This is a genomic window from Cohnella sp. SGD-V74 (genome assembly GCF_003001675.1).
In the GTDB taxonomy this organism is placed as follows: Bacteria; Bacillota; Bacilli; order Paenibacillales; family Paenibacillaceae; genus Cohnella.
This window is the reverse complement of the sequence record NZ_PVYW01000010.1, coordinates 198,019-212,785: the sequence shown is the minus strand read 5'-3', so window position 1 is coordinate 212,785 and position 14,767 is coordinate 198,019. Positions and strand designations below refer to the sequence as shown.

General features: G+C 60.4%; 7 protein-coding genes. 3 read left to right on the top strand and 4 right to left on the bottom strand.

Annotated elements, in window-relative coordinates; genetic code table 11:
- Positions 1 to 7 precede the first annotated feature (7 nt).
- A complete protein-coding gene (locus tag B0G52_RS16805) occupies positions 8 to 781 on the top strand; it encodes an ATP-binding cassette domain-containing protein (RefSeq protein ID WP_094046340.1) in 774 nt (257 codons plus the stop codon).
- Between the two features lie 121 nt (positions 782 to 902).
- On the opposite strand, the gene B0G52_RS16800 is transcribed toward B0G52_RS16805, so the two are convergent.
- The 3 genes from B0G52_RS16800 to B0G52_RS16790 form a co-directional block, all read right to left on the bottom strand.
- On the bottom strand, positions 903 to 3,185 hold the full coding sequence (locus tag B0G52_RS16800; RefSeq protein WP_094046338.1) for an ATP-dependent DNA helicase: 2,283 nt from the start codon (positions 3,183 to 3,185) through the stop codon (positions 903 to 905).
- A 249-nt stretch (positions 3,186 to 3,434) separates the two neighbouring features.
- The gene (locus B0G52_RS16795) at positions 3,435 to 4,058 is read right to left on the bottom strand and encodes a type II toxin-antitoxin system PemK/MazF family toxin (protein WP_094046336.1); all 624 of its coding nucleotides are present in this window, start codon (positions 4,056 to 4,058) and stop codon (positions 3,435 to 3,437) included.
- A gap of 276 nt (positions 4,059 to 4,334) precedes the next feature.
- Positions 4,335 to 9,260 carry an S-layer homology domain-containing protein gene (locus B0G52_RS16790; protein WP_094046334.1) on the bottom strand — a complete coding sequence of 1,642 codons (4,926 nt, stop codon included), beginning with the start codon at positions 9,258 to 9,260 and terminating at the stop codon, positions 4,335 to 4,337.
- A 322-nt stretch (positions 9,261 to 9,582) separates the two neighbouring features.
- Here B0G52_RS16790 and B0G52_RS16785 point away from each other — a divergent pair, with 322 nt between their 5' ends.
- Together B0G52_RS16785 and B0G52_RS16780 are read left to right on the top strand one after the other, a co-directional pair.
- Positions 9,583 to 11,181, top strand: coding sequence for an extracellular solute-binding protein (locus tag B0G52_RS16785; protein WP_143762576.1), 1,599 nt, complete (start codon positions 9,583 to 9,585; stop codon positions 11,179 to 11,181).
- A gap of 27 nt (positions 11,182 to 11,208) precedes the next feature.
- Entirely contained in the window at positions 11,209 to 12,180 is a 972-nt protein-coding gene (locus B0G52_RS16780) for a DUF1861 family protein (protein WP_094046330.1), read from the top strand.
- A 36-nt stretch (positions 12,181 to 12,216) separates the two neighbouring features.
- Here B0G52_RS16780 and B0G52_RS16775 read toward each other — a convergent pair whose 3' ends face one another.
- On the bottom strand, positions 12,217 to 14,565 hold the full coding sequence (locus B0G52_RS16775) for an AraC family transcriptional regulator (protein ID WP_158223743.1): 2,349 nt from the start codon (positions 14,563 to 14,565) through the stop codon (positions 12,217 to 12,219).
- Positions 14,566 to 14,767: the final 202 nt, after the last annotated feature.

Genomic DNA, 14,767 nt, shown 5'->3' with positions numbered 1-14,767 from the left:
ATCGGTCATGAGCTTAACCATTCGCAGAGGCGCCCGCCTTCAAGTGCGCGGCGCGTCCAAGAAGTTCGGAGACAAGGAAGTGCTGCAAGGGGTTGAACTTGACATTCCCGCCGGCCAATTCGTCGCCATCGTCGGGAGAAGCGGCTGCGGCAAGAGCACGCTGCTGCGGCTGATCGCCGGTCTGGAAGAGCCTACGGAAGGAGATCTGTCGCTTGACAGTTCGGAGATCGCCGGCATTCGCGAGGATACGAGGATGCTGTTCCAGGACGCACGATTGCTGCCTTGGAAAAGAGCGCTCGCCAACGTTCAGGTCGGCGTAAAATCGAGGGATGCGGACGAAGCGCTGAAGGCGCTGGAGCAGGTCGGATTGGCCGACCGCGCGGGCGAGTGGCCCGGCGTACTGTCGGGCGGACAGCGTCAGCGCGTCGCCTTGGCCCGCGCGCTCGCCAGCTCGCCGAGGCTGCTGCTGCTCGACGAACCGCTCGGGGCATTGGACGCGCTCACGCGCATCGACATGCAGCAGCTGATCGAGCAGCTGTGGGAGGATCAGCGGTTTACCGCCGTGCTCGTCACCCACGACGTGAGCGAAGCGGTAGCGCTGGCCGACCGCGTCGTGCTGATCGAGAACGGGCGCATCGCGCTGGACGTGAACATCGCGCTCGATCGCCCTCGCGAGCGGGACAGCGGCTTCGCCCACTACGAGAAGCTCATTCTCGACCGGATTCTCGAGCGCGACGACAGCTCCTCGACCACCAAACGCAAAGTGTCTTATTCGATTTAGCGGTCCGGCGGACCGCTAATCGCTTCGGGTGGGGCGATCCCACCTCGTTAACGGTCCACCAGAACGTTATTCGCTCTGCTCGGGGCGCTCCGCCCTAGTTCCGCTCACTCCGTGGCAGCAATCACCCCCGCCACTCCTCCGGGAGCAAGCGAGCGTACTTCGGCTGCAGGTAGCGGTCGTCGACGAGCATCAGCCGACCGCGGTCGCGCTCGGTGCGGATGAGCCGGCCCCCGGCTTGCAGCACCTTGTTGATGCCGGGGTACACGTAAGCGTAATCGAAGCCGCTCATCCCCCGCTCGTCGAAGTGGCCGCGGATCAGATTGCGCTCCAGCCCGAGCTGCGGCATGCCCACTCCGACGACGGCGACTCCGTTCAGTCGGTCCCCGGTCAAGTCGATCCCCTCCGAGAAGATGCCCCCCATGACCGCAAACCCGATCAAAGTCCCTTCGTTCGCCGCATCGAACCGTTCCAAAAACCGCTCCCGCTCTTCCTCCGCCATATCCGGCGTCTGAAGCAGCGTCTGCCAGCCCTCCCCGGCTCGCGCGGCAAACTCCTCATACATACCGTTCATATATGCGTAAGAGGGGAAGAACACGAGATAATTGCCCCGCCGCCTTCCCGCAAAATCCAGCAAAGCCGACGCGAGCGGCTCCTTCGTCCGTTCCCGGTCCGCATACCTCGTCGACAGCGAGACGATCTCCACCTCCCACTGCTCTTTGGCGAAAGGCGATCCGAGCGTCACCGAGTAGTCCTCCTCCCCGGCTCCGAGCATATCCATGTAGTAGTTCAGAGGGGACAGCGTCGCGGAGAAAAAGACGTGCGCCAGAAACCCTTTGCCCATCTGGGCTAGCAGATGCGACGGGTCCAGGCAGAACATTTTGAGTCGAACCTCGTTCCGCTCGAACTCCGCGTAAGCGACGTACCGTTCGTCGTACAGCTTCCCGGTCCGAATCCAAGCCGCCGCAGCGAAGTAGGCATTCAGCAGCCGTTCGCTTCCCGCGCCCGGGCCGCCGCCCGCCAGCTCCCGCTCCGCCCGAGCCGAGAACTCCTCCACCAGCTCAAGCAGCCCTTCCGGAACCTCCTTCGAGACAAGCGGCTCCCCGCCGGCTCTTTTTCTCAATTCCACAAACCATTTATTGACCGCCTTGGCCGCCGCGTGCAGCTGCGGGCTGACACCCTTGAACTCCCGCTCCAGCTCCAGAAACTCCCGCTTCTCCAGCACCGCCGAATACATCTCCCGCGCGCGGTCGACCAGATTGTGCGCCTCGTCCACGAGCAGGACAGTCCGTTTTTTCTGCTCTCCCATCAGCCTCTTCAAGGAAACTCTCGGATCGAAAATATAGTTGTAGTCGCAAATGACCGCATCCGCTCCGTACGCCGCATCCAGCGACATTTCGAACGGGCATACGGTGTGCTTGCGGGCGTATTTCTCGATCGTCTCGCGGCGGATCAGCGTTTCGTTACCGAGAAGCTCAAGGATCGCCTCATTGATCCGATCGTAATAGCCGTTCGCGTAAGGACAGCTCTCGGGGCGGCAATCCACCTCGTCCTGGAAGCAAATTTTCTCCTTGGCCGTAATCGTCACGGAACGCATCCCGAGTCCCCGCTCCGCCATGAGCGCCAGCGTATCCTCTGCGGCCGTTCTCGTAATTGTCCTCGCAGTGAGATAGAACAGCCGGTCCAGCTTGCCGGTTCCGATCGCCTTGATCGCGGGGAACAGCGTCGAGACCGTCTTCCCGATGCCGGTCGGAGCGCGGGCGAACAGCTTGCGTCCCTCGTCGATCGTTTTGTAGACGGCCCCTGCCAGCTTCCTCTGTCCTTCGCGGTAAGCCGCGAACGGAAACTCCAGCGCCGCTATTCCCTCGTCCCTGACCCGCCTATTCCCGGCAAGCATGCGCGCATACGGAGCATACGCCTCTATCACTCTCCGAACATACGCCTCCAACTCGGTCATCGTCGTCTCCCGCTCGAACCGTCGGACCTCTTCCGTGTCCACCTGAACGTAAGTTAGTCGGACGCGCAGCCGATCGACGCCGTTTTCCGCCGAGTACATGTAAGCATAGAAGTACGCCTGAGCCCAATGCACCTCCGGGGTCCCGTCCTCCGTCATCGAGGCGATATCGCGTACCGTGGATTTGATTTCCTCGATCGTCGTCTCGCCGTTTTCTCCGGTCAGCAGGCCGTCGCATCGTCCGTCCACCGCGAACAAGAGATCCCCACAGCCGACTTCCGCGCTCAAGTACACTTCTTTGCGATCGCGCTCCCCGTACTTCGATTGCAGCTTCTGATGCGCCTTCGTTCCCTCGGCCAAAGCGCTGGCCGCCCGGAAGCCGGAATCGAGGCTGCCGCTTCGAAACACGTGCTCCACGAGCCCCCTGACGGACAGGGATATGGTATCGGTCATGATGCGCTCTCCCACCCACAGAACATTTGTTCTATTGTACCATAGATGGGGCCGGACTGCGCTCCTCCCTTGCTTCATTTGTGCAGTATGCAGATTTAAAACTAAGGAAGCCGCCCACAAGGGACGGCTTCCTCTTTTAAAGAGCGTTTAATCATTTTTAGGACCGCATTGAGCTTCCGCTCAAAGGGCATTGTTTAATATATAAGTAGTATAGCACTCTCTTCATGTTGATTCAATATTTATAGCGGATTATTCAGAGGATGGCATGTCATTTTCTCGTCCCGATGCAACGGATTTCTGAGCAGTCTCCAACTGTGCAATTGCCGCTGAATACCTGCGAGTAAAGAGTCTAAGTATCTTTTCATCGATCATATCCATGAACTGTCCAGGCAGTTTAACGACTATATCGGTCCCCTTTCTCGGTCTATATATCCGTAATTTGCTGACGGGCTGAAACTGATTGGGAATTGCAAATGCTTCCTTTTGGTTCATTCCATCAACCGTACCAATATAGATTTCATGTTTGTGCAGAACGTCTCTTGTTTGTCCCGATTCGAGAGACCCAAGTGGAACGACATTTACGACCGGATTCGATTTTTCATTATCATCCATGACGACGGCATAGTGCAATCCGCCGATTTCGGAACCCGGGTTAAACCCGAAATTAACATAGATGATATCGCCTCGGTTATACTTGCGCAACTTCGAGGGTTCGAATCCGGTTTCCCATTGCAAATACTGATTTTGCGTTTTCATCCACTCGATAAATTTTTGTCCTCGTTTAAGACCCATATTCTCAATTGTTTGTTGTAAATCAGCAAACCTACTCTCCATCGTACTTAACCAATGAGCATCATTTTTTATTAACGACATACTTCTCGCCTCCTTCTACGAATCTATCTAAAAAATCATTATTTGGCAATTATTGAGGTCACGCGTATGCCCAAAAACGGCAAAGATCAGTCCTCTGCCTCATCCGGCCAGAAGCAATCGACACTCGCGCCGGCGAACACGAACGCTCATGGCTACGTTCCGGCCAGTCCGTCTCCGCCCAGCCGGACATGAGAAGACGCCGGTCGGCGCATGCGCTCCCGAGCCGCCGCAATGGCGAAAGGAGCGGCATGCGCCTCCGGCGTTTCCCACGAAAAATTAATCTTGCGGTGGAACGAGGCGATACAACTTAGCCAGCAGGACGGCGGCTTCCGCCCGGGTCAGGCTGTCGTTCGGGCGAAGCCGCTGGCGATCATCCCCCTGCATCAGGCCGATGCCGACGAGGCGCGAGAACGCTTCGTAAGCGGCGGGCGACAGCTTCCCGGCATCCTCGAATCCTTCCAGCGCATTCGCCCCCGGCGTAAGGTCCGCCGCATTTTTCAACAGGCGATCCAGGATGATCGCCGCTTCCAGCCGAGTCAGCTTGCCGCCCGGATCGAAGGCATTCGGCGTCTTGCCCAGAATCAGCCCCGCCTTGGCAGCCGACGCCACGTCTTCGGCATACCAGCTTCCCTCCTTCACGTCCGCGAAGGAATGGGAGGCGCCTTCCGTCCGCAGGCCGAAAGCCCGCACGATCAGCGACGCGAACTCCGCGCGGGAGACCTTCGCGTTCGTTCCGAACTTCCGCTCTCCGACGCCTTGGACGATCTGCTTGGCGGCAAGCTCGCTCACCGCGGCGTGCGCCCAGTGAGAAGCCGGCACATCCTCGAATGCCTTCGCGTATTCCAGAACCGCATAGCGGCTGAAATGACGGACGTCCGCCGATATTCGGCTCTCCGATTCCGCGCGGCCGCCCTCGTACCGCAGTGAGCCGTCCTCTCCCAAATAGTAGACGCCGAGCAGAGAGCGGGAGACGCCCGGCCCGATATCGAACGTCAATCGGATCGGAGGATCGAATTCGCGTATCGGCAAAGGAGATTCGCCGCCTTCTCCCTCCAGAGACAGACTCAGCTCATAGAGCCCCCCGGCAAGCTTCAGCTTGGCCCCCGCGGACGATTCGAACCTCCGGACAGCGGAAGAAGCCTCGTCCTCCTCCGCTCTAACCATTCGCAGAGAAAGGCTCCAATCCTTCAATCCCGCGGCTTGCGCGCGTTCGATCAGTTCCTTCACAAGTCCGTCCGGAACGGTCAGCGCCATGCCCGCGCTGCCGAACTCGAACGTTCGCGAGGCATGCTCCTCGAGCAGCCGCCCGGCCAACCGAACCGTTTCCGCTCCCTCAGGCAGCGCCAGCTTAACGATCCCCTCCCGCTGTGCGGAGATCGACTCCCCGCGCACCGTCCAGACGCCTTCGGACACCTCGCTGCCCGAGCCAACGCCCAAGCTTCCTCCGGAGCTTCCACCGCCGCCTCCGCCGCCGGAGCTTCCCGGAACGATGGCGAGCATAACCGAAGCTTCCCCCCGCTCCGTCACGGCCTTCGCCCGGATCTGCCCCGTCCCGGTCGTCCTCGGGATCGCGAGCGCAGCGGCGAATTTGCCCTGCGCATCGGTCGTCGCCGTCGCCGAACTTCCCGCCGCCTGCACCGTTACGCTGACGCCGGCAATCGGCATTCCGTCTCCGCCGCCCTTGACCGAGCCGCTCAGTCGAACGCTCGAACCGGCCGCAACCGCCGATACAGGGGCATCCAACGTCACGACATGCCGGCCGTTCACCTGCTCCGGCGCGCCGACGGCCAGCATGCCGCTGACGCTGTCCCGCAGCACCTTGACCGGGGCCGCCCCCGGCACCGAATATTCGGCGTAAGAACGAACCGGATACAGGATGAGAGCATCGATGTCGGCCGGAACCCTCAGGTCCGGATTTTCCAGCTTCAGCTGAACCGTCCCGCCCGGAAGCTCAACCGTATCGATGCGCTGGATCTGAACGACATCGGCGACCGTGCCTTGCAGACTCGCCGTCACCGGAGCCCTATCGCCGAGACCGACCGACACTCTGGCTTCCGGATCGGCGATAAAGCTCAGCATCACGTCGTAAGTTCCGGCTTCGGGCGCCTCGATGTCGAAGGTCCTTGCTTGACCGGGAGGCATCCTCACGTAGCTGGACCCCGACAAATCGGTGTTGGAATAGCGGATTTCCGGCACGCTCATCCGGTACAGCTTCCCTTCCGTCACGACCGCGTAGCCTTCGTGGGGAGGGTTCTTCGAAGAGCTCGCCGCGAACATGATCTCCAGCTTCGTCGCCCCTTCGGGAATTTTCTCCACGGGCGTCGTGCGGACCGCTCCGGCTCCCGAGTACCAGGTGCGGGCATGGTACTTCATGTCGTTCGCGTCCGCCACCTTGACTCTGTCCCCGTTCGCCAGCACGGCGTACACCTCGGCTCTCAGGGACGTATCGAACTCGACCCGCGCGGCGAACTCCAGCTTCACCGCATCCCCCGGACGGAAGCTTGCGGCGTCTTCCCCGATCGGCAGCTCCGTCCGCAGCGAGCCTCCGTCGAACAGCCTCACGTTGTTATGACCTGCTCCCTCCACGAACAAAGCGCGGCTTCCCGTCCATCCGGGGTAGATTTCCGTTCCCTCCCCGACGGCCAGAGCATCCTCGTACACCTTCGCTTCGTCCGTGCCCGAATCCGCATCCTGCTTCGCCAGCGCCGCGTTCGGATCGTTCAGCAAGCCGAATGGGAACGCCATCTCCTCGTCCGGCGGGGCGGCGCTTTGATACAGCCCTTCCGCCTCTATCGTCTTCGCCCCGTTCCCGGCCGTCTGCCGCGCGAACAAGTACGGACGCGCGATCGGATTGTCCAGCACCCGGATCAGCGCGCGAATAGCCTCGTCCAGCGACTCCGCCCCGCTGTTGATGTTGACCTCGTCGGCGTGCAGGCCGTCGTACGCGTAGCCTTCCTCCTGGTTGAACATCGGGAAGCCGCGAACGTTGTTGCCGGTCCACCACGAAGCTGCGATGCCGGCCAGAACCGCGTACTTCTCCTTGCCCGTCACCTCGTGCAGAGCCAGCAGATTATCGACGTAGCTGGCCGTCCCGTACTGGATGAGCGGATACGGCTTCTTGTTCGGATGCATCGTCTCCGCGCGGCCGGAAATCAGCAGATCGCCGAGAAAGCTGTCCGCCGCATGCTCTGCCGCTTCGATCCAGGCAGCGTTGCCCGCGATTCGCCCGGCGTACGCCATCGCCCGTACTTGAATGCTGTTCCATTCGTCCCAGTTGTGGACGCCGGACACTCCGTCGTAATGATGCATGAACCCGCCGTACGGATAATCCCTGTAATCGCCCGTCTTGGCCGGCATGAGTCCCTCCGCGAGCTTGCGGACCGATTCGCGGATCGCGCTGCGGATCGACTCGTCCTCGGTCACCTTCCAATGCTCCGCAAGCGCATTGATCGCGGAAGAAGTCAGCCAGGTGTCGCCGAGCAGCAGCCACTTGGCGGTCCGCACGGCCCCGTTAACGGAGTATTGGCCATAGTGCGGGTCGGTCATCTCCTTCAACCGCTTCAAGCAGAGGGCCAGCCGGGCTTCGACTTTGGCCGCGAGAGCGGCATCCTCCTGCTTGAGCCGGGGAAGCGCGACCGCCATCGCCTCATAGGAACGCACCGCCCACCAACTGAAGCTTTTCCGGGAGGACGCACTGTCCTTCGGGCGAATCGTGCTGTCCGGATCCCGCACGACGAAGTTGTCGAAGTCTCCGTCCTCGTACTGCATCCACATGAGGAACTCCAGTCCCCGCTTGATTTTGCCGTAGCTGAGCTCATCGCCGTACTTGCCGTAGTGTTCGGCGAAGGCGATTACCGCCCGCGACACGTCGTCCACCGAGGCGAATCCCTCCTGCGGATCGCCGACCCAGTCGTAGCCTTTGGACAGATCGCTCCGGTCGACCGGCTCCGAGTACAAATGCGTCACCATCATCGGAATACCGTCGATCGTCACATCCTCGTTCATAAAGCGGAAATGCTTCAGATTCAAATAAAATTCGTCGGCGCGATGAAGCGCGAACTTGCGGAAGTAGGACGAATCCTTCTCCGTTAGCTGTCCGTCCGCATCGAAATCTCCCCGCGGGTCGAACTGTCCGCTCCCGACCCTCTCGGCCAGCCATTCCGCGTCGTCCTCGTCTACCGCCGAATCTCCGTTCAGATCATAGAGAGACGCCGCCGCCCGTTCCGCGGTCACCTTCAACCCTTTCAGGCGCACCGGAACGTTTGTCTCGTTGTGCAGCTCTATCCACAGCTCCGCGGCTCCGTTTCTGACGACGCCTTCGTTGCCTACGATTCGGCCTTGCGACGCGAACCATTTGCCGCGCGCCGTTCCGGAAATATCGTTCAGGTCGAGCAGCGTATTCTGCCCGTCGTTCACCCGCACGAACACGCCATCCTCGCGGTTGACCCCGTCCGGCACGAACAGCTCGGCCTGCACGCTCACCTTGTCCCCGGGCTGCGGCATCGCCGCCCCATTGCCGACCGGCAGCGCACGCCAAGCCGCGGCGTTCGGCTGCATGAACGCCGCAGTCCGGAAAGCCGTGCCATCACCCTCCCAATTGCCGTCGAACGACGAGGAGAAATCCCCGTTCGTCAGCGGATACGGCTTCGTCTCGCCGTCCTCGCCGACTCCCCAGACCTCCACCTTCGTCACTTCGATTTTGCCCGCCGTATCGTTGTGCAGCTCGATCCACAGCTTGTCCTGACCCGCCGGGATACGGCCTTCCAGGCTTTTCGCGGACGTCGTCAGCTCCACCGCCGTTCCTCTAGGGACGCCGGCCAGACTGTTGATCTCCGCAAGCTGTTCCCCGGCCACCAACCGGACAAGCACGTTGTCGTCAGTCGTTACGTCCGCATCCAGCGTAGCGTACACCTTGGCGTAGACCGCATCGTGCACGCTCGGGCCGTCGTCGGCGTTCGTCACGTCGATCGGCTGCCAGATGGCGGCGCCGGGCTGCAGCTCCAAATAGCGCACCGCCCGAATGGCGTCCGTCGTTCCCGGCGGGTTGTTGCTGTCCCACCCCGTCAGCCCTTGACCGAAATCTCCATTGTCGATCGCATAGACGACCTGAATCGTGTCCGCTCCGTTCGCCGCGACGGGCGGCGACCATCCGGCCGTCCACAGCAGCAGCAAGGCAAGCGCGAGCGTTCCCCATTTTCTCATTGCTTTCCCGAACCCCCTCGTAGAAGATTAGAATACATAGTCCGTCAATCCCTCCGACAACGCATGCTCCATCCTCCTGCAACGTGAATCAATGCCATCATAACGGCCGGCCCGGAGCATCGGGTATTCTCGAAAACGACGATTCGTGGAATTCGGAAGGAGCGTTGTTTTCTGCAGCCTCCGCCTCCTCTCTTTCTGACATTGCCGTCGCTTTCTGCCATATACGAAGAGGGGCGTCCCGGTCTACTCTGGAACTGCGCTTCGGTATGCCGATTACGAACGATCGCGCAATCCATCCATTTTCGTTAAGGAGGTCTTTCCATTGCCATCAGGGGGAAAAAAACGTCTTTACCGCATGACCGCGCAACGCCTGCGCAACCAAACGATCGGCGCCGCTCTGGCGCTTGTCCTGCTGCTCGTCTCGGCCTGTTCGGGCGGCGGCTCGTCGGAGAGCAGCCCTTCCGCTTCTCCTTCTTCGTCGCCTTCCGCCTCGCCGACTGCGGAGACGTCGGAGTCGCCTTCCGCGCAGCCGTCCGCAGAGCCGGTCGAGCTCAAGGCTCTGTTTCCCGGAGATAAGCCGGTCGACTTCGAGCTCGTGCTGGAGGAAGTCAACAAGAAGCTGGTCGCCGACGGAATCGGCGCTGCGCTGAACATCCAATTTATCGGGTGGAACGACTACGGCAACGTCACGACGCTCAAAGCCTCGGCGGGCGAAGAATTCGACATGTTCCTGGACGCCCCGTGGCTGCACATCTCGCAGATGATCAGCAGCGGCTCCATTATCGAGCTCGACGAGCTCGTCGCCCAATCTCCCGAACTGCAGAGCTCGATCCCGCAGCAGATGTGGGAAGCGAACAAGTTTAACGGCAAAATTTACGGCATCCCTCTGGGCATCTCCCAGGGCAAAATCGGCGGCTTCCTGATCCGCAAAGACTTGCGCGAGAAATACGGCCTGTCCCCGATCAAGACGATCGACGAGTTGGAGCAATTCCTCTATCAGGTGAAGGCCCAGGACAAGAACATCATTCCGTTCGCCACCGACGGCCGCTACGCCGACGGTCTCGTCAATCTGTTCAACTCCGAGACGATCGGGGAGAACAAAGTGATGGAGATCGCCATGGACGTGTTCTACAACGGGACGAAGGACGGCAAAATCTATCCGATCTACGAGCGCCCCGGCTTCGAGGACAGCCTGAAGAAGCTGAACCGCTACTTCAAGGACGGCATCCTGGAGAAAAACCTCGCTCAGCAGGAAAACTCCACCGCCCTCTTCAACCAGGGCAAGGTCGCCGCCATTCAATACTCCGGAGACGGAGTGGAAGGGCTGAAATTCACCGACGCGCTGAAAGTGCCAGGAGTCGAGCTGGAAGTCGTCATCGTCAACCCCGAAGATCCGGTCTATTCGGACTTCAAGCAGTGGAACTTCCTGTGCGTGCCGGCCTCCTCCAAGCATCCCGACAAGGTGATGGCCGTCATGAACTGGCTGTCGATCAAGGAGAACCACGATCTGCTCGAATACGGCATCGAGGGCAAGCACTGGACGGCGGTCGGCGACGACAAGTACGCGGTCGTGGAAGGCAGCCAATATTCGTTCCCCGGCTACGTCATCACTTGGCGGCCGAACCTGGCCCGCACGCCGGACCATATGATTCCGGACGATCTGAAGTGGTTCAACTTCACGCGGGACGCCGACAACTTCCTGCTGTCGCCCTACGCCGGCTTCACGCCGAACACGGACCCGTTCAAAACCGAATTTGCGCAGCTCAGCCCGATCAAGGACGAAGTTCTGAAGCCGCTCGGGGCGGGCGTGCTCAGCGCGGAGAAAGGGCTCAAGGAATTGAAGGATCGGTACGAGAAAGCGGGCAACGCCAAAATTTTGGCGGAGCTGCAGCGGCAATACGACGAGTTCAAAGCTCAATAAGCGAGAGGAGATACAAGGATACCGCATATGGATACACTCTCTCATCGGCCGCAATCGTGCATGCAATTGCTGGAGGAGTACGCCGCGAGTTGCATTGAGGGAACCGCCCTCAAGCTGCGGTTCGCGGAGGTGGGCGGGCGGGACGTCTACAACATTACCGCCCCCTTCAAGGCGGAAGGCGTTGACGTGATCGCCGGGCGGGTGGAAGCCCGCGACTCCGAGGACGCGGAGATCGTGTTCTTCGCCGAACGGGACGGCTGGTGGCGGCCGCTTCCCGGCGCTCCTTCGCTGCCTTACCAAGATCCGTTCGTCTGCTCCGTCGGCGGCGAATGGATCGTCGGCGGCGTGGAAGCCTGGGCGATCCCGGACGATCCGAACGGCTTCTCCTGCTGGCGGACGGTATTTTTCCGGGGAAAAACGTTGGGCGAGCTGCGGCATTTCGCCACCGGTCCCGATCTGATGAAGGACATCCGCTTGCTGGAGCTTCCGGACGGCCGGATCGCGGTGTGCACGAGGCCGCAGGGCGCCGTCGGCGGATTGGGGCAGATCGGCTTCACGGTGCTCGATTCTCTGGAGCAGTTGACCGCTGAGCGGTTGGAGCAGGCGACGATATACGACGATCAGTTTATTCCGGAGGAGTGGGGCGGGGCGAACGAGCTGCACTTGCTGAGCAACGGGGATATCGGCGTACTCGGGCATATCGCCCGGTACGACGAAGCCGGCGATCGCCATTACTACCCGATGACGTTCGCCATCCGTCCCGACACCGGCGCCCGGACCGCGATGAAGATCATTGCCGTGCGCAGCGATTTCGAGCCCGGCTCCGCCAAGCGTCCCGACCTGACGGACATTCTGTTCAGCGGAGGCCTCAAGCGGCTTCCCGGCGGCCGGGCGGCTCTCTACGTCGGGGCCAGCGACGCGGAAGCGCACGTCATGCACCTGCCCGACCCCTTTCTCGAATACGAGCAAAGCTCCCGGGAGGAACTGTACATTGCCTGATCGGATAGGCCCGCTAGGTAAGCCCGCAGGACGGGCTTATTCGACGCACGGCGTCGGCGCCGGAGTCTGCTGATACGCCTTCCGATACTGATTCGGCGTCATGCCGTACTTTTTCTTGAACGCGACGTAGAAAGAGTTGATCGCGGGGAAGCCCATCTGCACCGAGATCTCCTCTACCGTCCGGTCGGTGTCGACGAGTTGCTCGACGACCCGCTCCAGACGCTTCTTCGCGATATAATCGGCCAGAGGCTGACCCGTCTCCTCCTTGAACAGCGACCGCAAATAGTTGATCGACATCTTCATCCGATCGGCCACCCACTTGGACGACAGATTCGGGTCCGCGAGCTGCAGATCGATCAGCGCGATCGCCTCCGCCACGATCTGCCCGTTGCGGCTCGCCTTGTTCGCCGCCTGGCGCTGAAGCTCCAGAAACTCTCTCATCCGCTCCTCCAGCCACTCCTCCACCGCCTGCAGCACTTCCAACCGGCTCATCGTCTCTTGAATGAACGGAATGTCCCAGGTATCCCCCAGAGCGTCCGACTTGCGAATCTGATTCATCGTCTTGCCGATGTTCAGAATAAGCTGGGTCAGCGCCAGCTGCCCTTCGGACACCGACATGTCCGTCGTCTCCCGAACGAACGTCCGCAGATGCCGGATCGTCTCTTCCTCGTTTCCGAGCTTCAGCGCGTTCAGAATTTTCCTCTCCCGCTCCTCCGGATATTTGTACGCGGACGCCGATTCGCGGCGCTCGGCCTTCGCCACGCCGATTGTTCCCCGTCCCCGAAAATAGCGTTCCTCCGCCTGTCTCAGCGTCAGCTTGTAGGCCTCGTGCATGTCCGCGTAATCTTCCAGCGGAGGGCTGACCGTCAGACTCGTCTCAATCTCCAGGTAATCCTTGATCGACGACTGGCTCTCCCGCAAATGCTCCAGCAGCTCGGCTTCGGAGCGGGCTTCCGTCTCCACGATCAGCACGACTCTGTCTCGGTCCAGATCGACGGCGGTGAGCGCGTAGCCCTTCATCGTCTCTTCGGCGATGTTCGCCATCGCGTAGCGCAGCAGCCGGACTTCCTGCTCCGTGTACGACGAAGCCCAATCGCAGTACCCGTCGATTCGGACGAGCACGAGCCGGATGGGCCATCTCGGCAGCCTCATTCCAAGGTCGGCGAACCTTCTCTCCATTTCCCGTTCCGGATATTCCGCCTCCTTCTCGATCAGACCGCGCAGGAAAGCGTTCCTCGCGTCTCCCCTGTAATGCCGCCACGTATTCGACAGCCGGTCGAGGCGCGATTTTTGATCCCGGTACACGCCCGACAGCAGACTGAGCTCGCTCTCCTCCTGATCCTCACGCTCTTCTCTCCGATCTCCCGCGATGTCCCGCACCAGTCTTTGAATCGGAAAATAAATCTTTTTGGCCAGCAGCCACACGATGAACAAAGTCGCCAGCACGACCGGAACGTAGATCAGCAGCGTCCAGTTCCGGAGCGCATGAACGTTGCCCAGCAGCTGCTTCTCCGGAATGATCGAGACGATCCTCCAGCCTTCGTGCCCGGTGAACGAAGTGTCAGCGAATACGAGCAGGGAGGGGCTGCCTTGGCCGTCGATCTCCTGCCAGCCGCTGGAGCGCCCCGATGCATCGATCCGGTTCGCATAGTCGGTCCGCGTCCGGAACAGATTCTGTCCTGGAGACGCAACGATCGTCCCCGTCTCGTCGACGAGCATGTACAAGCCTTCGGAAGGGGAGAAATTTCTGCCGATCAGGTCGGCGACCGTCCGTTCGTCGATATTGATGATCAGCGCGGACGAGGATTGATTCGGCTCGTAAGGAAATACGTAAGTCAGCAGGTTGGCGCGGAAAGGCCGAATGTCGTTCAGCAAGCCCTCCAATCCGCGGGGAACGAGCTTGCGATGTCCTTGCAGCTCGGCGGGGGCCACCATATCGAGCGCTTCCTTGTCGTAGAAGCCGGCCCGCGTATAGATGCCGCTCCGCGTATCCACCACCGTATCCGTATAATCGTTCAGCATGTAGATCGATTCGATGAGCGGGTTGTTCGCTTGAATTTTACGCAGCGCGGACCAGATCTTGTAATCCTCGTAATAATCCTTCTCCCCGCCGAGCGCGTAAGCGACGAGCGCCGAATCCCGGCTCCAGTTCTGGGCGTAGCTGAGCGTCCATTCCATCATGTAGGAGGTGCTGTGGGCGGCTTTGCGCATCGAGTCTTCCGTGTGATTGCCGATCTCCTTGACGATCGTGCGGGAGGATTGATAGTACATATAGAACGTGCTGATCGTCAGCCCGGCTACGCTGGCCACGATAAAATAGACGAGCATCTGCACGAACGTCTTGCGTCTTCGCAAGCCGATCTTCGCTCTGGACAGCAGCTTCAATCCGCTTCCCCCTCTCCGGCACTCATCTGTAAGCGCTGCCATACATTCTATTCGAAATTATAAATTCGAATACGGATTCAGGGAAGCGCAAACGCGTTTCTCGAAAGCTTTGTTGTTTTCTGAACCCGCCGTTTCGCTGTTTTCTGACGTCATTAGGCATATTGGCGGCTAGTCGGTCGGTCCGAACCGGGTTACGATGCAA

Excerpts from the sequence above, each read along its gene's own strand:
- B0G52_RS16780 (WP_094046330.1), top strand. The coding sequence starts at position 11,209 with ATGGATACACTCTCTCATCGGCCGCAATCGTGCATGCAATTGCTGGAG.
- B0G52_RS16800 (WP_094046338.1), bottom strand. The coding sequence starts at position 3,185 with ATGACCGATACCATATCCCTGTCCGTCAGGGGGCTCGTGGAGCACGTG.
- B0G52_RS16805 (WP_094046340.1), top strand. The coding sequence starts at position 8 with ATGAGCTTAACCATTCGCAGAGGCGCCCGCCTTCAAGTGCGCGGCGCG.
- B0G52_RS16790 (WP_094046334.1), bottom strand. The coding sequence starts at position 9,260 with ATGAGAAAATGGGGAACGCTCGCGCTTGCCTTGCTGCTGCTGTGGACG.
- B0G52_RS16795 (WP_094046336.1), bottom strand. The coding sequence starts at position 4,058 with ATGTCGTTAATAAAAAATGATGCTCATTGGTTAAGTACGATGGAGAGT.